Annotated in this window: 23 protein-coding genes; 12 read left to right on the top strand and 11 right to left on the bottom strand. The window is 69.5% G+C overall.

The annotated features are described in order from the left end of the window. Positions 1-96: 96 nt before the first annotated feature. A complete protein-coding gene (locus tag AC0LPE_RS17650) occupies positions 97-729 on the bottom strand; it encodes a TetR/AcrR family transcriptional regulator (protein ID WP_490604905.1) in 633 nt (210 codons plus the stop codon). A gap of 45 nt (positions 730-774) precedes the next feature. Between AC0LPE_RS17650 and AC0LPE_RS17645 the strand changes: the two genes are divergently transcribed. After that, a complete protein-coding gene (locus AC0LPE_RS17645; RefSeq protein WP_490604904.1) occupies positions 775-1,950 on the top strand; it encodes an oxygenase MpaB family protein in 1,176 nt (391 codons plus the stop codon). A 21-nt stretch (positions 1,951-1,971) separates the two neighbouring features. On the opposite strand, the gene AC0LPE_RS17640 is transcribed toward AC0LPE_RS17645, so the two are convergent. The 5 genes from AC0LPE_RS17640 to AC0LPE_RS17620 are packed head-to-tail and all read right to left on the bottom strand — an operon-like array spanning position 1,972 to position 4,513. Next, a complete protein-coding gene (locus tag AC0LPE_RS17640) occupies positions 1,972-2,535 on the bottom strand; it encodes a hypothetical protein (protein ID WP_059383288.1) in 564 nt (187 codons plus the stop codon). Continuing rightward, on the bottom strand, positions 2,532-3,560 hold the full coding sequence (locus AC0LPE_RS17635) for a DUF6286 domain-containing protein (RefSeq protein WP_490604903.1): 1,029 nt from the start codon (positions 3,558-3,560) through the stop codon (positions 2,532-2,534). Before AC0LPE_RS17635 ends, AC0LPE_RS17640 begins: the two co-directional genes overlap by 4 nt. Beyond that, complete coding sequence (locus AC0LPE_RS17630; protein ID WP_006552248.1) at positions 3,553-3,747, bottom strand: hypothetical protein; 195 nt, start codon at positions 3,745-3,747, stop codon at positions 3,553-3,555. The genes AC0LPE_RS17635 and AC0LPE_RS17630 overlap by 8 nt, the downstream gene beginning before the upstream one ends. After that, the gene (locus AC0LPE_RS17625; protein ID WP_160875233.1) at positions 3,744-4,055 is read right to left on the bottom strand and encodes a hypothetical protein; all 312 of its coding nucleotides are present in this window, start codon (positions 4,053-4,055) and stop codon (positions 3,744-3,746) included. Before AC0LPE_RS17625 ends, AC0LPE_RS17630 begins: the two co-directional genes overlap by 4 nt. Continuing rightward, on the bottom strand, positions 4,052-4,513 hold the full coding sequence (locus tag AC0LPE_RS17620; RefSeq protein WP_026060889.1) for an Asp23/Gls24 family envelope stress response protein: 462 nt from the start codon (positions 4,511-4,513) through the stop codon (positions 4,052-4,054). The genes AC0LPE_RS17625 and AC0LPE_RS17620 overlap by 4 nt, the downstream gene beginning before the upstream one ends. 198 nt (positions 4,514-4,711) lie before the next feature. Here AC0LPE_RS17620 and AC0LPE_RS17615 point away from each other — a divergent pair, with 198 nt between their 5' ends. The 3 genes from AC0LPE_RS17615 (at position 4,712) to AC0LPE_RS17605 (ending at position 8,203) form a co-directional block, all read left to right on the top strand. Continuing rightward, positions 4,712-5,917: an NAD(P)/FAD-dependent oxidoreductase gene (locus tag AC0LPE_RS17615; RefSeq protein ID WP_490604902.1), complete on the top strand. Its 1,206-nt coding sequence runs from the start codon at positions 4,712-4,714 to the stop codon at positions 5,915-5,917. Between the two features lie 68 nt (positions 5,918-5,985). Then, complete coding sequence (locus AC0LPE_RS17610; RefSeq protein WP_033096093.1) at positions 5,986-6,789, top strand: glutamate racemase; 804 nt, start codon at positions 5,986-5,988, stop codon at positions 6,787-6,789. Positions 6,790-6,952: 163 nt separating this feature from the next. Further along, positions 6,953-8,203, top strand: coding sequence for an MFS transporter (locus AC0LPE_RS17605; protein ID WP_016690903.1), 1,251 nt, complete (start codon positions 6,953-6,955; stop codon positions 8,201-8,203). A gap of 52 nt (positions 8,204-8,255) precedes the next feature. On the opposite strand, the gene AC0LPE_RS17600 is transcribed toward AC0LPE_RS17605, so the two are convergent. Next, positions 8,256-9,311, bottom strand: a complete 1,056-nt coding sequence (locus tag AC0LPE_RS17600; RefSeq protein ID WP_059383283.1) for a ferredoxin--NADP reductase — start codon at positions 9,309-9,311, stop codon at positions 8,256-8,258. Between the two features lie 299 nt (positions 9,312-9,610). Here AC0LPE_RS17600 and mdo point away from each other — a divergent pair, with 299 nt between their 5' ends. The 3 genes from mdo (at position 9,611) to madC (ending at position 13,624) form a co-directional block, all read left to right on the top strand. Further along, the gene (gene mdo, locus AC0LPE_RS17595; protein WP_016690905.1) at positions 9,611-10,882 is read left to right on the top strand and encodes an NDMA-dependent methanol dehydrogenase; all 1,272 of its coding nucleotides are present in this window, start codon (positions 9,611-9,613) and stop codon (positions 10,880-10,882) included. 80 nt (positions 10,883-10,962) lie between these two features. Beyond that, positions 10,963-12,051, top strand: a complete 1,089-nt coding sequence (locus tag AC0LPE_RS17590; protein ID WP_088897099.1) for a MadB family AAA-type ATPase — start codon at positions 10,963-10,965, stop codon at positions 12,049-12,051. A 118-nt stretch (positions 12,052-12,169) separates the two neighbouring features. After that, entirely contained in the window at positions 12,170-13,624 is a 1,455-nt protein-coding gene (gene madC, locus AC0LPE_RS17585) for a MadC family VWA domain-containing protein (protein ID WP_490606367.1), read from the top strand. Positions 13,625-13,631: 7 nt separating this feature from the next. Here the strand turns inward: madC and AC0LPE_RS17580 are convergent, their stop codons facing one another. After that, positions 13,632-14,117, bottom strand: coding sequence for an SRPBCC family protein (locus tag AC0LPE_RS17580; RefSeq protein ID WP_016690908.1), 486 nt, complete (start codon positions 14,115-14,117; stop codon positions 13,632-13,634). A 54-nt stretch (positions 14,118-14,171) separates the two neighbouring features. Next, entirely contained in the window at positions 14,172-14,531 is a 360-nt protein-coding gene (locus AC0LPE_RS17575; protein WP_016690909.1) for an ArsR/SmtB family transcription factor, read from the bottom strand. A 159-nt stretch (positions 14,532-14,690) separates the two neighbouring features. Between AC0LPE_RS17575 and ggt the strand changes: the two genes are divergently transcribed. From ggt to AC0LPE_RS17555, 4 genes are all read left to right on the top strand, one after another. Further along, on the top strand, positions 14,691-16,685 hold the full coding sequence (ggt, locus tag AC0LPE_RS17570; protein ID WP_490604901.1) for a gamma-glutamyltransferase: 1,995 nt from the start codon (positions 14,691-14,693) through the stop codon (positions 16,683-16,685). Between the two features lie 230 nt (positions 16,686-16,915). Further along, the gene (locus AC0LPE_RS17565; RefSeq protein ID WP_490604900.1) at positions 16,916-18,148 is read left to right on the top strand and encodes an iron-containing alcohol dehydrogenase; all 1,233 of its coding nucleotides are present in this window, start codon (positions 16,916-16,918) and stop codon (positions 18,146-18,148) included. Continuing rightward, on the top strand, positions 18,145-19,518 hold the full coding sequence (locus AC0LPE_RS17560; RefSeq protein WP_016690912.1) for a MadS family sensor histidine kinase: 1,374 nt from the start codon (positions 18,145-18,147) through the stop codon (positions 19,516-19,518). Before AC0LPE_RS17565 ends, AC0LPE_RS17560 begins: the two co-directional genes overlap by 4 nt. Further along, the gene (locus tag AC0LPE_RS17555) at positions 19,515-20,192 is read left to right on the top strand and encodes a MadR family response regulator transcription factor (RefSeq protein ID WP_016690913.1); all 678 of its coding nucleotides are present in this window, start codon (positions 19,515-19,517) and stop codon (positions 20,190-20,192) included. Before AC0LPE_RS17560 ends, AC0LPE_RS17555 begins: the two co-directional genes overlap by 4 nt. Before the next feature lie 18 nt (positions 20,193-20,210). Here AC0LPE_RS17555 and AC0LPE_RS17550 read toward each other — a convergent pair whose 3' ends face one another. Next, positions 20,211-20,555 (bottom strand): winged helix-turn-helix transcriptional regulator, encoded by a 345-nt coding sequence (locus AC0LPE_RS17550; protein WP_088897102.1) that lies wholly within the window; start codon positions 20,553-20,555, stop codon positions 20,211-20,213. Between the two features lie 234 nt (positions 20,556-20,789). On the opposite strand from AC0LPE_RS17550, the gene AC0LPE_RS17545 reads away from it, so the two are divergent. Then, complete coding sequence (locus AC0LPE_RS17545; RefSeq protein ID WP_490604899.1) at positions 20,790-21,608, top strand: NAD(P)H-dependent oxidoreductase; 819 nt, start codon at positions 20,790-20,792, stop codon at positions 21,606-21,608. Here the strand turns inward: AC0LPE_RS17545 and AC0LPE_RS17540 are convergent. Then, positions 21,531-21,974 carry a hypothetical protein gene (locus AC0LPE_RS17540; RefSeq protein ID WP_229565314.1) on the bottom strand — a complete coding sequence of 148 codons (444 nt, stop codon included), beginning with the start codon at positions 21,972-21,974 and terminating at the stop codon, positions 21,531-21,533. The two genes, AC0LPE_RS17545 and AC0LPE_RS17540, sit on opposite strands and share 78 nt — an antisense overlap. Between the last annotated feature and the right edge of the window lie 8 nt (positions 21,975-21,982).

The following is a 21,982-nucleotide window of genomic DNA, read 5'->3' as shown; positions in this document are numbered from 1 at the left end:
TCGGCAGGACATCGGGTCTGTTTTCGGGTCGAAAAACGACCGCCCCGTATGTGAAGTACTCTTGTCAACCGCGCCGTGTGGTCGGCGCTCTCCCGATCAGGCGCTCTCGATCGCGGCGAGGAGCATCCGCGCCGTCATCGCAACCATCTGCGTCCGATCGGATCTCCGGGGACGTAGGAGGGCGATCCGCGAGCACAGGCTCGCCGTCGCTCCCATCACGATGAAGACGAGATCGTCGAGTGCTGCGTCGTCGAGATCGGGTCGCAGCCGCGCCGGGATGATGCGCCCCAGCGGCCGCAGCGGACCTTCGACCTCGGCCCACGCGAGCCCGAACTCGATCTCCTCCGAGGTGTACGACACCCGGAGTACCGCAGCGTGTTTCTCGAACACGGCGGTGAGGCTCTCCACGACCGTCACCATCGCCTCCGCCGGTTCCTGGTCCATCGCCCGCCCGATGGCGGTGGACAGCGAGGTGGTGATTGCGTGGACGGCGGTCATACGGAGTTCGTCGAGCACGGCGTCGACGTCGGGGAAGTACCGGTAGACCGTCCCGATGCTCACGTGGGCGTGCTCGGCGAGTGCCGTGGTACTGATCCGCGCGGTGGGGCTGCGCTCGAGCAACTCGTGCGCAGAGGTGAGGAGCAACTTGCGGGTGTCGTGACTCCGCTGCTGGACAGGTCGCTTCCGAGGTGCTTTGCCTGCGGTTCTGTCACCGCGCGGGGAGCTCATGAAAAGTGAATAGTAAGTGAGGATTCCTCGTGTTTCCATGGATGTATGGAGCGACGTATCCCACGTGATCTCGTCAACGCCGACCTTGCGGTGCGCCGATACGCCGATCTCGGTGAGCGCTGGCTCGACGGCATGTGGCAGGCGGACCCCCTGGCCGACGCCGTGGTGAACGACGACTTCGGTCCGAACTCCGCGACCGACGCCGTGCGGGTCGCACTCGCCGACGGCGTCGACGCGGTCCCCGGGGCACCCGATTCCCTGCGCGAGCTGTTCGCCTTCCTCGACGACGAACCCGCCTGGGTCGACCACGACCGCATCGACAACGCCGCCGATGCGCTCGTCCGGCACACCCCGATCCTCGGCATGGTGCTCGGTGCCGCGTCGCTGCTGCGCGGTGCCGGAAACTTCATCGCCGGAAAGCCTCTCGCGCTGACGGGGCGCTACGTGAGTCGGCCGGCCGTGCGGTCCGTGGAGGTCGGGGAGTGGCTGCGGCACGTCCTCACCCGCGGTGGGATGCGACGCGACGGAGGCGGATTCGCGTTCACGGTGCGGGTACGCCTGATCCACGCCCACGTGCGCAAGGGCATCCTCGCGAGCGGAGTGTGGGACGAGGACGCCTGGGGCGTGCCGATCCCGCAGTCGTACATGGCGCTGACGATGGCCGAGTTCGGCCACATCGCGGTCGAGGCGATGCAGATCCTCGGGGTGCGCTTCACCGATCGCGAACTCGACGACATCTACCACCTGTGGCGATATGTCGGGCACGTGATCGGGATGGGCGAGGAACTGGGCCTGCGTACCGAACGCGACCACATCGCGGTCGAGGACCTCTACAGGCTCACCTCGCCGGGCCCCAGCGACGAGGACCGGGAATTCGTCACCGCACTGACCGAGCAGTATCTCGTCCCGGAACTGGCGAACCTGTTGCCGGGCACCGCACCGATCCGGACGGCGGTCGCCCGCACGGTGATGCACTCGCTGCAGCGGGTGTTCATCGGCGACGCCGACGCCGACGCCCTGCACATCCCCGACAGTCCGCTCAAGCACCTCCTCGGACGCGTCGGGCCGCTGCTCGCGCTCGTCACCCGCGTCCAGGAACTCCGCTACCCGGACCTCGAACGCACCACGCAGCGGGCGTACAAGGTGCGCGACGTGGCGATCGACCGGATGCGCGTGGACTACCGCGTCGAGCACGACCTCGTGGACGCGGCCCGAAGCTGAGCCGGCCCGGGCGGGGTGGGCTCAGTGGACGTCGACGGCCGGGTCGAGATGTACCAGGACCTGCGTCGCGACGTGCGCCCCACCGAGAGCACGCGCGACCCGCTGGGCGGCATCCTCGGCGGCCTCCGTCAGTTCGGTGACGTCGATGGTCGGGTCGGCGTGCACCACCACCGAGAGCGTCGGCAGGTGGCGTTCGACCACGGCGCGTCCGCGCACGGCCCGCACGCCGGGTAGGGCGGCGAGTTCGGCTGCCACACCGTCGGCGACGGGACCGAGTTCGACACCGAGAGTGGCGTCGGTGACCTGGTCGTAGAGCTGCACGGTCGAGGTGCGCCGGCGCGACAGGTTGACGGCGAGCAACGCGATGCCGAGCACGAGTCCGCCCGCGAAGACCGACCACAGGGCCGGCGTCCACCACGACTGGTCCGGAATGTCGGTCACGCGGGGACGGTCGAGACGCGAGAGCTGTTCGCGGGCGGCGGGAACCTGCCACACCCAGGCGAGGGCGAATGCGCCGGCACCGGCGAGCGCGAGGCCCGTCAGGAAGGTGACGAGCCGATTCGCCAGCACGGTACGAAGTTTCACCGCGCCACCTCCACCACGAGTTCGACGGGGTCGGCGAGCGCCGCGAGGTTCGGGGCGACCGCGCCGCGCACGGAGGCGGTGATCTCGTCGATCGGTGTCTCGTCCTCGATCGAGATACGCACCACGGCACGGCGACGATCGACGACCGTGCGGGCCGTGCGCACGCCGGTGAGCGCGGATGCGTGGGCGCTGCACATGCGTGCGACGTCGGTGCGCCGCATCCACACCGTCGGCACCGGTCCCGCGACCTGCAGTGGGACATGCGTCCGGCGACGGGGTTTGAGCGAGACGACGATCAGGACGATTCCGAGGACGAGGCACACCGCGGCGATCGGCGCGAGCCAGGTGTGCCAGTGCAGGCGGCCGAACCACTCGAAGGAGTTGCGCAGCCACGGGGCGCCGCCGTATGTCCCGTTGACGATGAGCAATTCCCGGGCAGCGACGAACGACAGGGCGAGTGCCGCGATCGCGACGATCGCGGCGGCGGGTGCGGCCGCGGGCGGCGCCAGCGGCGGCAGGGGAGCGACGGTGGGGATGTCGGGATGCGGGGTGGTCCGCGCCGCGACGATGTCGGATTCCAGGTACTCGACGGGTGGCTGAGCCTCGTCGGTCTCGCCGTCCTCGACGAGCGCGGTCGCGACGATGAGCACGTTGAGTTCGCTGATCCGCATGCCCGTCAGGTCGTGCAGCTGGCGTTCGACCGCGTCGTGGACCCTGCGGGTGAGCATCGCCGCGTCGTACGGCCATTCGGCGGCGATGTAGAGATTCACCGCGACGGCCTTCGCGCCGGTGGTGACGTCGGCCCGGGGCAGGTCGCGTCCGGTGAGACGCAGGATGCCGCCTCCGCTGTGCCGCACCACACCGGGGACGCCGAGCGCGGCGGCCGCGGCGATGCGTTCGATCGCGCGGTCCTTGACGACGAGGCTGCCGCGTTCGCCCGGCGGCACGACTCCGGTCCCGGAACCGGTCTCCGCGGGTGCGGCATCGTCGGATGTCCCGACGTCGGGTGCGGTGGGGTCAGCCACGGCCCCGACTCCTCAGCAGGGCGCCGAGGTCGAGGTGGCCGTCGCGGTGGGCGCCGATCGCGGCACCGAGCGCGCCGAGCAGCACGGCGAACAGTAGGCCGCTGAACCCGCCGATGATGCCGGCGAGGGCCAGGAGCAGCCCCGCGAGGAGTCCGACGACGGTGTTGCTGACGGGTGTGTGGTTCACGATGGGGCTCCTTCTCGTTCACCGGCGTGGACGTCTTCGATCGTCACCTGGACGGGCACGTCCACCAGCGGGGACACCCGGACGCGGACGGCGTCGGCGACGGCCGGGAGATCGGCGGGGATCCGCACGACGATGTGCACCGCGCACAGCCGATCGGTCAGCCGCACACCTTCGACGCGTCGCCCGGGTAGGTAGGTGGCGACCTCCCCGAATGCGCCGCGGTGCAGACCCACGACGCCGGGAACGGACAGCGCGGCGTCCGCGACCAGGTCGGCCGCGCTCGCGTGCGCTGCGGATCCGGGGTTCACTGCACGCGGGGTTTGGCGTCGTCGGTGAGGGCCGCGGCCTCTTCGTGGAGCATGACGTCGAAGACCGTGATGTTGACCTCGGTGACCTCGAGTCCTGTCATGCGCTCGACCGCGGCGATGACGTTGTGCCGGATGGCGACGGCGAGTTCGTGCAGCGCGACGCCGTATTCGGCGACGATGCCGATGTCGATCGCGGCCTGACGTTCACCGACCTCGACGGCGACACCCTGGCCGTGGTTGATGCGCGCACCGGGGATGCGGTCGCGCAACGCGCCCACGACGCGGGCGGTGCCGGCGCCCACCTCGATGACGCCGCTGATCTCGCGGGTCGCGAGCCCCGCGATCTTGGCCACCACCGCGTCCGCGATGATCGTGCGGCCCTGCGGGTCGGCGGGTCCGGAGGAGGTTCCGGCGCCGAACTGTATGCGGCTGATACCTGCGCCGCTGTCGCTGGTCATGAGGGCTCCCAGGTAGGTGTACCGGTCGTATTCCGTGCTCGATCCCATTGTCCTCACGGTGCCTCGAACTCTAACGGCCGACGTAGGTCTGTCGCCCGCCGTCGCCGTTTGGTAAGAACGTGGGACGCAGGGTGGGATGTATCACTACCGCGCGGCACGAGCATTCGTGTCACAGACGAAGCGAAGGATGGGGCGAGGGTGTCGAACGAGCGGGAGACCGAGAGTACGCCGGAGCGTGTCGTCGTCGTGGGCGCCGGCCTGGCGGCGGTGCGTACCGCCGAGGAGCTGCGCCGCGCCGGATACGAGGGCGAACTCGTGCTCGTCGGCGACGAGACGCACCTGCCCTACGACCGCCCGCCCCTGTCCAAGGAGGTCCTGCGCGGCGACCGTGACGACACGACCCTCCGTCCGAGCGAGTTCTTCGACGAGAACCGCATCGAGCTGAAGCTCGGTGCCGCGGCCCGCTCGGTCGACACCGCGGCGCGCACCCTCACCCTCGCGGACGGCACCGAACTCGGCTACGACGAACTCGTCGTTGCTACGGGTCTGCGGCCCCGCCGCATCCCCGGTCTGCCCGATCTGACAGGAGTCCACGTCCTGCGGTCGCTCGAGGACAGCCGCGCGCTGCGTGAGGCGATCGTCCCGGGTGCCCGCGCGCTCGTGGTCGGCGCCGGATTCATCGGGTGCGAGGTCGCGGCGAGCCTGCGGTCGCGCGAGGTGGAGGTCGTGCTGGTCGAACCGCAGCCCACCCCGCTCGCGTCGGTGCTCGGTGCCGAGGTCGGTGCTCTCGTCACCCGCCTGCATACCGCCGAGGGTGTCGACGTGCGTGCCGGGGTCGGTCTGTCGGAGATCCGCGGCGACGAGCGTGTCACCTCGGCCCTCCTCGGCGACGGCAGCGAGATCGACGTCGATCTCGTGGTGCTCGGTATCGGTTCGATCCCGGCCACCGAGTGGCTCGAGGGCTCGGGCGTCGAGATCGAGAACGGAGTCGTCTGCGACGGCACGGGCCGCACCTCCACCCCGCACGTGTGGGCGGTCGGCGACGTCGCGTCCTGGCAGGTGCCGGCCGGTGGACGCAGGCGCATCGAGCACTGGACGAACGCCGGCGAACAGGCATCCGTCCTCGCGAAGACCATCATGGGCGTCGAGGCCGGCGCGGCCGCGCAGGTGCCCTACTTCTGGAGCGACCAGTACGACATCAAGATCCAGGGCCTCGGTGCGGTCACGGCCGACGACACGGTGCACGTCGTGCGCGACGACGGCCGCAAGTTCCTCGCGTACTACGAGCGCGACGGCAGACTCGTCGGCGCGGTGGGCGGCGGCCTGCCCGCGCTGGTCATGAAGTCGCGCGCGAAGATCGCTGCGGGTGCCCCGATCGACGAGCTGCTCGCGGCGACGGTCTAGGGGAGTGGGGTTGCGCGCCGCACCGACCGCACTCGGGCCGGCGACGCGCGACCCGCTAGATTCGTAGGGTGATCGTTGCGCTCATCGACTCGGGTCTCGGGCTGTTGCCGACGTCCGCGTGGCTGCGACGGTTGCGTCCCGATCTCGACCTCATGTTGTCGACGGATCCCGACGGCGCCCCGTGGGGACCGAAGTCACCGGACTGGGTGATCGACCGGGTCGTCACCACCGCTCGCCGCGCCGTCGACCGCGGCGCCGAGGTGGTCGTGCTCCCGTGCAACACCGCATCGGTGACCGCCCTCGAACACGTCCGGGCCGATCTCGGTCCGTCGGTGCCCGTGGTGGGCACGGTCCCGGCGGTCAAGCCCGCGGCCGCGGCGTGCGATTCGGTGGCGATCTGGGCCACCGCCGCGACCACCGCGAGCAGGTACCAGGCGAATCTGATCGAGCAGTTCGCGAACGGGTCCGAGGTCGTCGGGGTGGCGTGTCACGGACTCGCCGACGCCATCGATGCGGGCGATCGTGTGGCTGTCGCCGCAGCGGTCGCCTCCGCGGCCGAGCGCACCCCTCGGGACGTCCAGGGTGTGGTTCTCGGCTGCACCCACTATCCGCTGGTCGCCGACACCATCACCGAACACCTGCCGGCCGGAGTGCGCCTGTTCGACAGCGCCGAGGCCGTCGCACGGCAGACGCTGCGCCGGATCGATGCGCTCGGGCGACCCGCCTCGGGTTCGGGCCGTGTCGAGGTCTTCCGCAGCGGTGTGCCCGGAGAGTTGCCGCCGGCAGCGACGGTCTTCGCCGCCGGTCGCGCCCTGCTCGCGGCGCCCGGTGACATGCGCGACGAGGACGTCGAGGACGCCACCTCCCTCTGAGTGTCCGAGCAGCCGGGTGGGTGGCCGGAGGAATACTTCGTCGAGCGAAGTATGTTGGTGAAGGGGTGTTCACCAATTCGCGCGGGGGCGCATCGTTCGTTTCCGCGTGGGACACGCCGTTCGTCTCTCGCGTGGAACGCGCCGATCACCTTCTGGAGGTTCGATGACTGCTCCCGTACAGCCCCGCGGCCGTATCCGCTCGTTCGGTTTCGCCGTGGTCGGCCTGGGAGCGTTCACCCTCACCGCGTCGTCGTCGGCACCGTCACCGCTGTATCCCGTCTACCAGCAGATGTGGGGATTCTCCGCGGCGATGCTCACGGTGGTGTTCGCGGTCTACGTGCTCGCACTGCTCGCGGCGCTCGTGACGGTGGGGTCGCTGTCCGACCACGTCGGGCGCAGACCCGTGATCGTGACGGCCCTGCTGCTGCTCGCGGCGAGCATGGTGGTGTTCATCGCCTCCCCGGGCGTGGGGTGGCTGATTCTCGCGCGGATCCTGCAGGGTCTCGCGGTGGGCGCGGCGACGAGCGCGCTGGCCGCCGCCGTGATCGAGATGCAGCCGAACAGACACATCGGCCCGCTGATCAACACCGCGGCGCCGTCGCTCGGCCTCGCGCTCGGCGCGGCGGGAGCGGGCGTGCTCGTGCAGTTCGCGCCGTTCCCGACGGTCCTGAGCTATGCGGTCGTCGGCGTTCTCGCCGTCGTGCTGGCGATTGCGCTGATCTTCGTGCCGGAGACGTCGCCGTCGGTGGGTTTCCCGTCGCGACGCGACGCCCTGCGGAGCCTGGTGCCGAGCGCGTCGGTGCCCCGTGAGGTCCGGGGCCGCTATCTGCTCATCCTGCCCAGCCTGATGTCGGCGTGGGCGCTCGGCGGGCTGTACATGTCGCTGGGACCGTCGATCGTCGACTCGGTGTTCGGTATCGACAACCGTCTCGCCGCGGGCCTGGCGATCGGCACCCTCTTCACGGCGGGCACCGTCGCGGCGACCACCACGGCCCGCCGCGACCCGCATCGCATCGTGGTCCTCGGGGCCGTGCTGCTCGCGACGGGACTGGCCGCGGTGATCACGGCGCTCCTCACGGGATGGGTCGCGGTGTACTACGCGGGTACCGCCGTCGCCGGTTTCGGCTGGGGCTCGACCTTCGTCGCGGCCATGGGCGTCGTCGGCTCGCTCGGCCGACCCCATGAGCGCGGCCGGATCTTCGCGACGACCTTCGTCGTCTGCTACTTCGCGTTCTCGGTGCCCGCGATGGCCGCCGGGGTGGCGGCCGGATCGTTCGGCCTGATGTCCACCGCCGTCGGCTACGGCGTGGTCGTGGCCGTGCTGGCGCTCGTTGCCGGGGTCGGCGTGCTCGTGCGCAAGCCGAAGCCCGACTCCGCCGGGATGCGGGAAGTGCCCGTCCCCGCACGTTCGTAGGGGCCGGGCACTTCCGCAGAGGGAGCGAGCAGCGGGGCGTGAACCCGCCGGCTCAGAACTCGATCTTGAGGTGGTCGGTCACCGGCCGGGCCTGGCAACCGAGGATGTAGCCCGCTTCGATGTCCTCGGGGTCGAGCACGTCGCAGTTCTCCATCTCGACCTTGCCCTCGAGCACGGTGCACGCGCACGACCCGCATTCGCCCTCCTGGCACGAATACGGCACGTCGATGCCCTTCGCGAGCATGATGTCGACGAGGGTCTGCTTGCGCGGCCACGACAGCTTGTGGACCTCGCCGTCGAGCTCGACCTCGACGGTCGCGGCGTCGGCGGCGTCCTCGTCGCTGACCTCGACCGGCGCCTGGTCGGCGAACGGGTCGCCCGACAGCGAGTTGAAGACCTCGGCGTGCACGCGGGCGCGGGGCATGCCCACGGTGTTCAGGGCCTGGTGGACCGTGTCCATGAACGGTCCGGGGCCGCACATGAACGCCTCGTACGACTCGTAGGGCGCTGCGATCGCCGCGAGCTGATCGGCCGTGGGAAGGCCCTGCACGGACTCGAGCCAGTGCACGACGGTCAGGCGCGTCGGGTACTTCTCCGCGAGCGCGCGCAACTCCTCGGCGAAGATGACGGACTTCTCGTCGCGGTTGGCGTAGACCAGCACGACCTTGCCGCCGCCCTGGGTGAGTGCGGACTTGAGGATCGAGATCACCGGGGTGATGCCGCTGCCGGCGCCGAACAGCAGGAAGTCGTGGTCGAGCGACTTCGGGGTGAAGACGCCCGCGGGAGGCAGCACCTCGAGGGTCTGTCCGGCCGCGATGTTGTCGCACAGCCAGTTGGATCCGTAGCCGTCGGAGGTGCGCTTGACGGTGACCTTGGGGGCGTCGTCGGTGAACGGCGAGCTCGCGAGCGAGTAGCAGCGGGCCACCGAGCCCGTCCGGTCGCTCGGGATGCGCAGGGTGAGGAACTGGCCGGGCCGGTAGGCGAATTTGTCGCGCAGCTCGTCCGGGACGGCGAACACGATCGACCGCGTGTCGGCGGTCTCCTCGACGACGGCGGACACGGTGAGGATCACCGAGCGTGAGCCGTGGGGCACCTCGACAGTCGTCATGGGTGGGTCTCGTCCTCTCCTGCAAAGATGGCCGCGCACGACCGAATCTAGAACGTGTTCTAATTCAGGTTACCAGCGCGCATGGGATGAGGAAAACGGTACCGGCACTGCTCGGGCGGGTGCGGAGCCCACCCGGTCAGCGGGAGGTCCCCTACCCGAACGGGCGGTGCCCCCGCGGCGACCGGACGGTTTCGGCCGCTGTGTCTTTCACGCCTCGCGACTCTGGTCGATGGTGAATCGCGGATGAGGTCCACATCACACTCCCGATCCGGTACACCCCCTCTGCGAGGAGATACACCATGGCAATCGAGCTCAATCAGATCTGGGACTTCCCGATCAAGGAATTCCATCCCTTCCCCCGCGCGCTGATGGGCGTCGGTGCCCACGACATCCTCGGCGTCGAGGCGAAGAACCTCGGTTTCAAGCGCGCCCTGCTGATGACGACCGGCCTGCGCGGATCGGGGATCATCGAGGAGCTCATCGGCAAGATCGAGTACCAGGGCGTCGAGGTCGTCCTCTACGACAAGGTCGAGTCCAACCCCAAGGACTACAACGTCATGGAGGCCGCGGCGCTCTACCAGAAGGAGAAGTGCGACTCGATCATCTCCGTCGGCGGCGGATCGAGCCACGACGCCGCCAAGGGCGCGCGCGTCGTGATCGCCCACGACGGCCGCAACATCAACGAGTTCGAAGGCTTCGCGAAGTCCACCAACAAGGAGAACCCGCCGCACATCGCCGTCTCCACGACCGCCGGCACCGGCTCCGAGACGTCCTGGGCGTACGTCATCACCGACACCTCCGACATGGACCACCCGCACAAGTGGGTCGGCTTCGACGAGGCCACGATCGTCACCCTCGCGATCGACGACCCGCTGCTCTACTACAGCTGCCCCCAGCACTTCACCGCCTACTGCGGCTTCGACGTCCTCGCCCACGGCTCCGAGCCGTACGTCTCCCGGCTGGACTTCGCGCCGTCGCTGGGCAACGCGCTCTACTCGATCGAACTGGTCGCGAAGAACCTGCGCGAGGCCGTCTTCGAGCCGCGCAACCTCAAGGCCCGCGAAGGCATGATGAACGCCCAGTACATCGCCGCGCAGGCCTTCAACTCCGGCGGCCTGGGCATCGTGCACTCCATCTCGCACGCCGTCTCCGCCTTCTTCGACAGCCACCACGGCCTCAACAACGCGATCGCGCTGCCCCGCGTGTGGGAGTACAACCTGCCCTCCCGTTACGAGCAGTACGCCCGCATCGCCACCGCGATGGGCGTGGACACCCGCAACATGACCACCGTCCAGGCCGCTGACGCGGCGGTCGAAGCGGCGATCCGTCTCGCGAAGGACGTCGGCATCCCCGACAACTTCGGTCAGGTGCGCACCGACTCGTACGAGAAGAACCAGATGAACACCAAGAAGTACGCGGGTCGCGGAGACACGATCCGCGGCGACGAGAAGACCGTCCGGGCGATCTCCGAGCACATCCAGGACGACTGGTGCACCCCGGGCAACCCCCGCGAGGTCACGGTCGACTCGATGATCCCGGTCGTCGACCACTGCATCAACCGGTCCTACTGAGAACCCGTGCTCCCGGGGCGTCCCCTGCGCCCCGGGAGCGCCCTGCTCCGCTGCGACCACGCCAGACAAGGAGACCCCGGATGACCCCGTTCGCCTCGGGCGCCGAGTTGAAGGATGCGCTGCGCCGGCACGACTACATCGCCGACGACGAGTTCGCGACCGTCGTGCACCTCGCCACCGCACTCGAGCGGCCACTGCTGCTCGAAGGCCCCGCCGGGGTCGGCAAGACCGAACTGGCCAAGGCGCTCGCCGCGGTCGGCGACCGGAAACTGGTGCGGCTGCAGTGCTACGAAGGGCTCGACGACAGCCGCGCCCTGTACGAGTGGGACTACGCCAAACAGCTGCTGCACGTGCAGATGCTGCGCGACCGCATCGGCGAACTGCTCGCCGGTCACGCCGACCTCGCGGACGCGTCGAAGTTCCTCGCGCAGCAGGACTTCGGCCTGTACTCGGAGACCTTCCTGTCGGTCCGTCCGCTGCTCGAGGCCGTGCTCTCGGAGGAGCCGGTGGTCCTGCTCGTCGACGAGGTGGATCGCACCGAGGAGTCCATGGAGGCACTGTTGCTCGAGGTGCTCGCCGAACGGCAGGTGACGATCCCCGAGGTCGGCACGTTCACGGCGCGGTCCACACCGTGGGTGATCCTGACCTCCAACGACACTCGCGAGTTGTCGCCCGCGCTCAAGCGTCGCTGCCTGCACTACCACGTCGGATACCCGACACCCGAACGTGAACGCGAGATCGTCACCGCCCGGGTGCCGGATGTGCGCCCGGGAACGGCCCACCAGATCGTCGATCTGTCCCGGACCCTGCGCGATCTGCCGCTGCGCAAGAGCCCCTCGATCTCGGAGGTCATCGACGCCGCGCGCGCAGCGACGGTGATGGGACACGATGCCGACGACCCGGATTCGCTGGGCGGCATGCGCGACGTGCTGTTGGCGACGCTGCTCAAGTACACCGGCGACGTCGACCTCGCGAAGACGCGGCTCGGCGGTGCGGCACCGGCAACCGCGACGTCCGAACCGGATATGTCCGAAGCGATTGCGGCCGAACCTGTCCCGTCGCACGAACGTGTGACGGTCGCATCACGCCCGGCGAACACCACGACCTCCGTCTTCCGGGGACGCGGTGGTGGCGGTCGCGATGCCGCGGGCAGCGGACTGCGGGGGTGACCCCGCGATGTACGCATCCCGAGTGGGACGGGTGTCCACACCCCGGGCGACACGGGTGACCGCGCTCGACGAGCGTCGCCCCCGCTACGTGCTCGACGTGGTGGCGGCGGTGTTCGGCATGCTCCTGCGACGCCACGGTGTCGCGGCGTCACCGGCCGAGAGCATCGAGGTGCGCCGGGTGCTCGACCTGGTCCCCGTCCGCGAGCGGGATTCGCTGCGCTCGTGCTTGCGGGCGGTGTGCGCGAAGTACCCGCACGAGAGGGCCGGCTTCGAGCGCGCCTTCGACGAGTTGTTCGGTGCGGTCGACGCCGCCGTCGTCGCGAGCGGCGGCGGTCCCGCCCGCGCGCAGTTCGCGGAGTCCCTGCCGGCGGCGCTCGAGATCGGCGACGACCCGAGTGTCGCGCGCTACGCCGAGTACAACGAACGCGCAGCCGAGGTCGGCGACCACTTCGACACCCCGGAGGCCCGCAAGGGATTCAACCCGCACAAGGACGACGACGATGTGTCGATGACATCGTCCGACGCCGATCTGTCGGTGGACACGGGTGCGGACTCGGGCCGTCGCGGCGTCACCTACACCGTCGACGTCGAGAACGCCGCGACCACGACGGTGGGTGATCTGTCCGGTGAACCCGGGGCCGCGGTCGTCGGATCGTTGTCGTGGGACGACCCGGCGTCGATCCTCGCGTGGCTCGACGCCTACGACCCGCACCGCACGTACGGGGGAGAGGTCCTCGACGAACCTCTCTCCGCCTCGCAGCTCGCGCGACTCGTGGACGCGGTCGAGGCATTCGTGGCCTCGCTCGCCGCCGCGGTGCCGGGGACCGAAGGCGTCGAGGCACCCGAATCGCACGACACCGCCGGTATCGACCGTGCCGAGATCGAGCTCGCATGCCACGAGGTGCTGCGCCGCATGCGCGGACCGGTCCGGCCCCATCCGCGTGAGCGGACCCGCGGACGGCTCGACATGCGCAGGACCGCCCGAGCGGGGATGCGGACCGACGGCGTGCCCTTCCGGCTCGTCGTCCGCGCGCCCCGCCCCGACCGGGTGCGGCTGCTCGTCCTCGCCGACGTCTCGTTGTCGGTCCGTCCGATCACCGCGTTCACGCTCCGGCTCGCCCAGGCGATGCACGGGCGGGCGCACCGGTGCCGGGTGGTCGCCTTCGTCGATCGTCCGGTGGACGTGACGACACAGTTGCTCGCTGCCGGCGGTGACGGTGCTCTGGCCGCCGTACTCGCCCATCCCGCAGTCGATCTCGAAGCGAGCAGCGACTACGGCCGGATGTTCGACGAACTCCTCACCGAGCACTCCGGATCGATCGACGGCCGGACGTCGGTGCTGGTGGTGGGGGACGGGCGCTGCAACGGTCCTCCCCCGCGCACCGATCGGCTCGAGGAACTCCGTCGCCGCGTGCACCGCCTCGCGTGGATCACGCCCGAGCCCGAGCGGTACTGGACGCAGGCGACCTGCGCGATGCCCGACTACGCCGAGGTGTGCGACGAGGTGGTCGTCGCCCGCGACGGCGTGCAACTGCTCGCGCGCGCCGCCGAACTCGGCCACGCCCTGCGGTGAGCGGCGCTCACCGTGTCGCGGACCCGGCCAGCAGCTCCTCGAGTCGTTCGAAGCCCTCGGTCAGGCCGGTCTCCATACCCGATTCCGCCATGCCGTCGCGGGCCTCCTGGCTCGGGTACACGGAATGGCCGACCAGCTTGCAGCGGCCGTTCCCGAGGTCGACGAAGGTGAGCGTCTCGAGGCTCACCACATCCGGGAATCCGAGATATTCGAAGGTCTGGACGATGAGCTCGTTCTCGCGCACGGTGTGGAAGACACCCGCGAAGCGGTAGCTGCCGCCGTCGTCGGAGTGTTCGTAGCGGTACGAACCGCCGGTGCGGAGGTCGTACTCCTCGATCTTCATCTCCATGCCGCGCGGGCCGAGCCACTGCGCGACGAGATCGGGGTCCTTGTGGGCGCGGAAGACGTCCTCGAGGGGGAAATCGAACTCCCGCTCGTAGTCGATGAAGGGGACGCCCTCGGGGATCGAGAGGGTGACTGCGTTGCTGGTCATGATGGTCCTCCGGAGACCGGGGTGCGCTGTGCACACTATGAGGATCGGGGTGGGCTACACACCCCGTGGACGATCGGGGGCCGCTTCCCGGGCCAGCACGGCGTCGAGATCGCGGAACTGCTGCTCCTTCACCAACCGGTAGCGGTCGATCCAGGAGGTCAGCATCTCCAGCCGTGCAGGGTTCAGATGGACGGGCCGGCGCTGGGCGTCGCGCGTGCGCGTGACGAGACCGGCGTGTTCGAGCACCCGAATGTGTTTCGAGATCGCCTGCGTGGTGATCTCGAAGGGTTCCGCGAGTTCGGTGACCGTGGCCGGGCCCCGGCTGAGCCGGGCGACGATGCAGCGGCGGACCGGATCGGCCAGTGCGGTGAACGCCAGGTCGAGTGCGGTGTCGTCCGTCTCGTCGTCGTACACGATCGCCTCCGCTTTGTGAACCTTCCGGTTTATCAACCATCCGGTTGAATAAAGGATGCTCCCTGGGCGACGGCCGCGTCAAGGGGTCCGGCGCACGGACGCGAGCCGCTCGCGGTCGAATTCCCTACGGCCACTCACGCGCCCGGTTACGGTCGGGGAATGGTCCTGCCCTCGAGAGTCCGGTCCGGTGTCCGCGCGGCCTTCGCCGCGACCGTCTCGATCACCCTCCTCGGCGCGTGTATGTCCGCGTCCGGCGATACGGAATCCGACGGTGCCGCCGATGTGCAGGAGACCGCGGCGGCCGCGACCTGCACCGCCGAACCGAACGGCACCCCGATCACCGACACGCAGCCGACGGAGACCGGGGATCGCGACATCTCCACGAACCCCGAGATCGCGACCGGTTACCGCGCCGGCATGACAGCGGTGACCACCTCCTCCTTCGCCGTGTCGACGGCCAATCCCGTCTCCACCGAAGCAGCGTGTGAGGTCCTGCGCGACGGCGGGACCGCAGCCGACGCACTCGTCGCCGCCCAGATGGTTCTCGGCCTCGTCGAGCCCCAGTCCTCGGGTATCGGCGGTGGAGCGTTCCTGGTCTACTACGACGCCGCGTCCGGTGAGGTGACGGCATACGACGGCCGCGAGACGGCACCGATGTCCGCGACCGAGAACTACCTGCGCTGGATCAGCGACACCGATCGCACCGAACCCCACCCCGACGCGCGTGCGAGCGGCCGGTCGATCGGCGTGCCCGGCGTCGTGCGGATGCTCGAAACCGTCCACGCGGAACACGGGAACGCCGCTTGGGGCGAGTTGTTCCGCCCCGCCATCGATCTCGCCGACCAGGGCATCGTGATCAGCGACCGCCTGGCGCAGTCGATCGCCGATTCCGCCGAACAGCTCGCCGTCGACGACGAGGCGCGCGCCTACTTGCTGCAGGCCGACGGCTCACCCAAGGCCGCGGGTGAGACCCTCACGAATCCCGCCATGGCCAAGACGCTCTCGGCGATCGCCACCGACGGCGCGAACGCCTTCTACACCGGTGACATCGCGGCCGGCATCGTCGAGTCCACCGGCACCGATTCCGGCGGGCGTACACCCGGAACGATGAGCCTCGAGGATCTCGCCGTCTACCAGGCGAAGGAACGGCAACCGCTGTGCACCCCCTACCGCGAGTACGAGATCTGCGGCATGCCCAATCCGTCCTCCGGTGGCATGGCGGTCGCGGCGACGCTCGGCATCCTCGAGAACTTCGACCTCGCGTCGCTGCCGCCGGGTGATGTCGACGCCGACGGCGGTGTCCCCGACGCGGACGCGGTGCACCTGATCTCCGAGGCCGAACGACTCGCCTACGCCGATCGCGACAAGTACGTCGCCGACGCCGATTTCGTCCCCCTGCCGGGCGGCTCACTGGAGACCCTGGTGAACCCGGACTACCTGTCCGAACGTGCAGGGTTGATCGATCCCGGCAAGAGCATGGGCGAAGCGCAGCCCGGCGACTTCGGTCCGGTCCCGCTCGGTATGCCGCCGCAGAGCCCCGAGCACGGCACCAGCCACATCTCGGTCGCGGACAGCTACGGCAACGTCGCGTCCATGACGACCACGATCGAGTCGGCCTTCGGCTCGTTCCACATGACGGACGGCTTCCTGCTCAACAACCAGCTCACGGATTTCTCGGCCGAACCGGTCGACGAGGAGGGACTGCCCGTCGCCAACCGCGTCGAACCCGGCAAGCGGCCGCGCAGCTCGATGGCCCCGACGCTCGTCTTCGAACGCACACCCGACGGTGGTCGCGGCGACATCCGGATGGTGGTCGGGTCGCCGGGCGGTTCGGTGATCATCCAGTTCGTCGTCAAGACGCTCGTGAACACCCTCGACTGGGGCCTCGACCCGCAGCAGGCCGTCTCGGCCGTGTCGTTCGGCGCCGCGAACACCCCCGTCACCGGGGTCGGCGGCGAACATCCGGCGATCGACGGTGCCGACGACGGAGCGAACGATCCGCTCGTGCAGCAGCTCCGCGACATGGGCCACGAGGTGTCCGTCGCCCCGCAGTCCAGTGGATTGAGCGCGCTGCTGCGTCAGGGGCAGGGATGGGTCGGTGGTGCCGACCCCCGCCGCGAGGGTGCCGTGATGGGCGATACCGGCGGGCAGTGACGTAGCGGCGCAGAACCGTCGACGTATCGGTGCAGGACTGTCGATGTATCGGTGCACGCCGTAGGGGGAGATCCGCCGCGCGCCGACCCGCTTCGGTGACCTACCCTGTCGGATAGGTGCCGACCTCGCCATCGGTCCGGTGCGTCCCGTGCCCGCTCCGCCCGACAACCCGTGCACCGTAAGCTGGATCACACAGGTGCGCGGATCGTGCGGATCGTCAGGAGTGAACAGTGGCCGTCGTCATGCCGGGACACCAGAACACGACCCATCCCCGTGCTTCCGCGACCCCTCGGGACGACCACCACGCTTCGGGGCCGGCCCTGGTCAAGTTCCACGCCCCCGAGATCGTCTTCGGGGAAGGCTCGCTCGTCGAAGCGGCCCACGCCGCCGTCCGGCTCGGCGGTGTCCGCCCCATGCTCGTCACCGATCCGGGGCTTATCGAGGCCGGTTGGGTCGACGAACTCCTCGGATACCTGCGTGACCAGGGTGTCGAAGCCACGGTGTGGGCCGGGCTCACCCCCAATCCGAAGGACCACGAGGTCGCCGCCGGTCGCGAGCTGTACCGATCGCGGGGCTGCGACGTCCTCGTCGCCCTGGGCGGTGGCTCGGTGATCGACGCCGCGAAGGGCGTCGCGATCCTCGCCGCCAACGGCGGCAACATCCTCGACTACGAGGGCGTCGACCGCGCGCCGCTTCCCATTCCGCCCATGGTCATGGTGCCGTCGACGTCCGGGACAGGAGCCGACGTCTCCCAGTTCTGCGTGGTCACCGACACCGCTCGTGGCAGCAAGATCACCATCATCGGGCGGTCGCTCGTCCCCGACCTCACGGTGATCGATCCGCGACTGCTCACCACCATGCCCGCCGACCTCAACGCCGCCACCGGACTCGACGCCCTCACCCACGGCATCGAGGCGTTCGTCTCCCGCGCCCACAACCCCCTCACCGACCATCACGCACTGCGGGCGGTCGGCATGGTCACCGGCACGCTCGTACGCACGATCGACGACCCGACCTACATGCCCGCTCGCGCCACCATGGCCCAGGCGAGCCTCGAGGCCGGACTCGCGTTCACCAACGCGATTCTCGGCGCCGCCCACGCGATGAGCCATCAGGTCGGCGGGCTGCTGGATCTGCCGCACGGGGTCATCAACGGCGTGCTGTTGCCGCACGTCATCCGGTTCAACGGCGCCGATAACCCCGAGCCGTTCGTCCAGGTCGCCGCGACCCTCGGTCTGGAGGAGGCGCGCGGTGCCGCGCCCGAGGCCGTCGAGGCCGTCGCGGCGCGCATCGACGCTCTCGCCCGTCAGGTGGGTGTTCCGCGCGGACTGCGCCAACTCGGTGTGCGGGAGGAAGACCTGCCGCGACTCGCGGAGGGATCCCTGCGCGACGCGTGCATGTCGACGAATCCGCGCACCGCGACCCGCGAGCAGATGATCGAGTTGTTCCGGACGGCGATGTGAGTGCTCCCGACCTGTCGGCACTGACCGGACTCCGCTCCGGGAAGTCGACCTTCTATCCGCAATATCGCGGCGCCGCCGAGCGACTCGAACGCGTCGTCCACGCACTCGAGCTGATCTCCCGGGCGCTGGTGCGCACGGTCGAAGGGCCGGAGACGCTCATCTGCGCCGTTGCCGAGGCCGCCCGCGCACACCTGAGTGCGACGTGGGTGGCCTTCGCTCTCGCCGACGGTGTCCTGCCCGATGCCGGACCGCGCAGGCTCGTGCTCGGCCCCGACGCGACCCCCTTCCTCGTCGACAACGTCGAGGGACCGCCCCTGCCCGACGAGGTCGTGGCCCTGCTCGACGCCGTGCGCACCGGAGCCGTCGAGCGACGCGAGCTGGTCGAGAACCACCACGCGTTCGTGCCCATCGTCCTCGACGGGGGAGTCGCCGGTGCCATCGCCGCGTGGACACCGGAGCACCGCGCCCTCGACACCACCGACCGCGCCGTTCTGTCGATCCTCGCAAGCCAGACCGCGGTGGCGCTGCAGAACTCCGCTCTCTACCAGCGCGGGCAGCTCCTGCTCGAACGCGCCGAACAGGCCTACCGCGAAGCGAACCGCGCCGCCGCCGACCTGCAGGCACGCAACGAGGAACTCGAAGCGACCCTGAAGAAACTCGCCGTCACGCAGCGGCAGCTGGGCGTCGCCCACCGCAACCAGGCGCTCGACGAGGAACGCCACCGCATCGCACGCGAACTCCACGACAGTGTGACACAGGCCGTGCTCTCGGCGGGCATGCAGATCGAGGTGTGCCGCAGCGACATCCCCGACACCGAACGCAGCGAACGACTCGATCTCGCCAAGGAACTCACCCGCGGCGCCGTCGAGCAGTTGCGGTCGGCGATCTACGCGCTGAACCGGCCGTCCGATTCCGAACGGATGTCGTTGCCGGAGATGCTCGAACAGCTCAGCGTGGCTCACATGCCGGGCGAACTCGAGGTCAGGACGAGGATGGGCGGCACGCCGGTCGAGCTGAGCGGCGAGGCCGAGCACGCCCTGCTCAGGATCGCCGGCGAAGCGCTGTTCAACGCGGCGGTGCACGCCAACGCGAGTCGCGTGGTGCTGCGGCTCAGTTACGGACGCGACGCGGTCCTGCTGTCGGTGGCCGACGACGGCGACGGCGACCCCGCGCGTCTACGGGTGATGCTGCGGCTCGCCGCCAACGACCTCGACGGGAGCCACCGCGGTCTCGCGAACATGCAGGCCCGCGCCCGCGAACTCGGCGGCACGCTCGAGGTGCGTCGTTCGCGACTCGGCGGTGTGCGGATAGCGGCCCGGATTCCGTTGCAGGACAATGCTGTAGCTCAACAGGTGGGAGAACCGTCATGACCGTCACGCCGCCGCAGGCGACCCCGCGGGCGCGGCCCGGCACGGTGCGCATCGCACTCGTCGACGACCACGCGATCCTCCGCCAGGGACTCCGCTCGATCCTCGACCGCGAGCCGGATCTCGAAGTGGTGGGGGAGGCTTCGACGGACGCGGAGGCGCTCGCACTCGTCGACCGCATGCGCCCCGACATCGTGCTGCTCGACCTCAAGCTCTCGGCCGGATCGGACTTCGAGGGACTGGGATTGTGCGGACGGCTGTCCTCGGCGCATCCGGGTATCGGCCTGCTCGTCCTCACCACCTTCCTCGACGAACAGCTCGTCGTGCGGGCCGTGCACGCCGGCGCGCGCGGTTACGTCGTCAAGGACGTCGACACCACCGAGCTGGTGCGCGCCATCCGGGCGGTTTCCCGCGGCGAGAGCGCCTTCGACTCGCGCAGTGCCGCGGCGGTCGTGCGTTCGCTCAACGGGCAGGGTGCACCCGCCGAACAGTTGACCGGCCGCGAACTCGAGGTGCTGAAGCTTCTCGCCGCCGGCATGTCGAACGTGAAGATCGGTGAGCAGCTGTTCATCTCGGCCACCACCGTGAAGTTCCACGTCAGCAACATCATGCGCAAACTCGGGGTGAGCCGCCGAGCCGAGGCGGTCTACGCCGCGAGCAAGCAGGGGTTGATCTGACCCCCGCTCTCCCGACACTCAGCTGCGCTCGGTGAGCCTGCTGCTGTAGGCCGCACCCCAGTCGTCGAGCCACGCGACGGCCGGCTCGAGGGTCCGGCCGAGCTCGGTCAGCTCGTACTCCACCCGTGGCGGTACCTCGGCGAAGACCGTGCGCGACACGATTCCGTCGGCCTCCAGTTCGCGGAGCTGCCGGGTGAGCACTCGCGCGCTGACGGGACCGACACGCCGGCCCAGCTCGCCGAACCGACATGGCCCGTCGATCAGGTTCTTGACGATCGTGAGCTTCCACGCGCCCCCGAGGACCGCCACGGCGATCTCCACCGGGCACACCTGCATCGCCGTCTCCACGGCCTTCCGTGTCATCGGAACTCCTCGGTCATCAAGAATCGCTGGTCATCAGGAATCCCTGCTCATCGCCGATCGTTACATCTCGGTCCGTATGTGATCGCAAAGTGCGTACTTCCCATAGCGTTCCCGTCCCCAGACTATGGAGACATGGCCGAGAAGGACAGTGCAGAAAAGGACAGTGCAGAAAAGGACAGTGCAGAAAAGGACAGTGTCGAAAAGGACAGTGTCGAAAAGGGCAGCGTTCTGTGGGTGCACGCCCACCCGGACGACGCCTCCCTGGGGCACGCCCTCGTCCGCTCGGGGGCGGCACGACTACGCGAGTCGGGCACGCGCGTCGCGATCTCGGATCTCTACGCGATGAACTGGAATCCGGTGCTCGCCGACGCCGACTTCGGTACGGCGCCGGGGAGCACGTTGTCGGAGCGGCAGAAGAACGCCACAGCCACCGGGCTCCTCGCCGACGACATCCGTCGCGAACAGGACGCGCTGCGCGCCGCCGACCACTTCGTGGTGTCTTTCCCACTGTGGTGGTACGGCATGCCGGCGATCCTGAAGGGATGGTTCGACCGCGTGTTCACCAACGGCTTCGCGTTCGGTGTCCGCGACGAGCGTGGCCGCGTCCGCAAGTACGGCGACGGGGGACTGGCCGGCAGAACGATGCTCGCCGTCGTCACGGCGGGCGATCGGGCCGCAGCGCTCGGACCGCGCGGAATCAGCGGGTCGATCGATCACGTGCTGTGGCCGCTCCTGCACGGTACGGGCTTCTACACCGGGATGCGGGTACTGCGACCGCATCTCGTCGCGAGTGCCGACCGGCTCGACGAGGAGACCTTCCTGCGCGAGGAGCGCCGTCTCCACGATCGTCTCGCCGGCTTGTCGTCGGAACCCGGAATCCCGTACAGGCCGTTGCGCGGAGGCGAGTACGACCGCGAGCACGTGCTCGTCGACCACGTCCGCCCGGGCGAGTACGGCCCCGACGTCCACACCGCCTCAGCGCCCGCTCGGAGCAGACGAGTGCAACGGTACGAGTACCGACAGTGCGCCGGTGTACAGGATCAGGCGCAGTAGCGGTCCGCCTCCGAGAAGTTGTCGGGTGATCTCCCGGACCCGTCGGCCCTCGTCCTCACCCGGCGGTGCGGCGAGCACGATCGCGGGACCGGACCCGGGCCGGGTCGCGGTGACGAGCAGGCACTCCTCCGACGCGGTGAGTACCGGAATGTCGTTCTCGCCGTCGGTCTTTCCGATCGTCACGGCGTCGTAGTCGGAGTCGTCCGCGTCGTCGTGGTAGACGAGCAGTCGCACGTCCGGCCGCTCGGGGAGCGGCCGGCAGTCCGTCACCACTCCGGACGAGGACATCTGCCGGTCCGCGGCGCGGCGGGGAAGGACGACGCGGCGGGTCGTCCGGCCGAAGTGGCTCTCGGCGATGTGGTTCATCGCGCCAC

The organism is Rhodococcus sp. S3 (assembly GCF_058211795.1).
The sequence above is the reverse complement of the archived record's forward strand: the minus strand, read 5'-3'. Positions and strand labels throughout refer to the sequence as shown.

Coding starts and splice junctions, on each gene's coding strand:
- AC0LPE_RS17650 (WP_490604905.1), bottom strand. CDS start 729: ATGAGCTCCCCGCGCGGTGACAGAACCGCAGGCAAAGCACCTCGGAAG.
- AC0LPE_RS17645 (WP_490604904.1), top strand. CDS start 775: ATGGAGCGACGTATCCCACGTGATCTCGTCAACGCCGACCTTGCGGTG.
- AC0LPE_RS17620 (WP_026060889.1), bottom strand. CDS start 4,513: ATGACCAGCGACAGCGGCGCAGGTATCAGCCGCATACAGTTCGGCGCC.
- AC0LPE_RS17605 (WP_016690903.1), top strand. CDS start 6,953: ATGACTGCTCCCGTACAGCCCCGCGGCCGTATCCGCTCGTTCGGTTTC.
- AC0LPE_RS17600 (WP_059383283.1), bottom strand. CDS start 9,311: ATGACGACTGTCGAGGTGCCCCACGGCTCACGCTCGGTGATCCTCACC.
- mdo (WP_016690905.1), top strand. CDS start 9,611: ATGGCAATCGAGCTCAATCAGATCTGGGACTTCCCGATCAAGGAATTC.
- AC0LPE_RS17590 (WP_088897099.1), top strand. CDS start 10,963: ATGACCCCGTTCGCCTCGGGCGCCGAGTTGAAGGATGCGCTGCGCCGG.
- madC (WP_490606367.1), top strand. CDS start 12,170: ATGCTCCTGCGACGCCACGGTGTCGCGGCGTCACCGGCCGAGAGCATC.
- AC0LPE_RS17580 (WP_016690908.1), bottom strand. CDS start 14,117: ATGACCAGCAACGCAGTCACCCTCTCGATCCCCGAGGGCGTCCCCTTC.
- ggt (WP_490604901.1), top strand. CDS start 14,691: ATGGTCCTGCCCTCGAGAGTCCGGTCCGGTGTCCGCGCGGCCTTCGCC.
- AC0LPE_RS17555 (WP_016690913.1), top strand. CDS start 19,515: ATGACCGTCACGCCGCCGCAGGCGACCCCGCGGGCGCGGCCCGGCACG.
- AC0LPE_RS17550 (WP_088897102.1), bottom strand. CDS start 20,555: ATGACACGGAAGGCCGTGGAGACGGCGATGCAGGTGTGCCCGGTGGAG.
- AC0LPE_RS17540 (WP_229565314.1), bottom strand. CDS start 21,974: ATGAACCACATCGCCGAGAGCCACTTCGGCCGGACGACCCGCCGCGTC.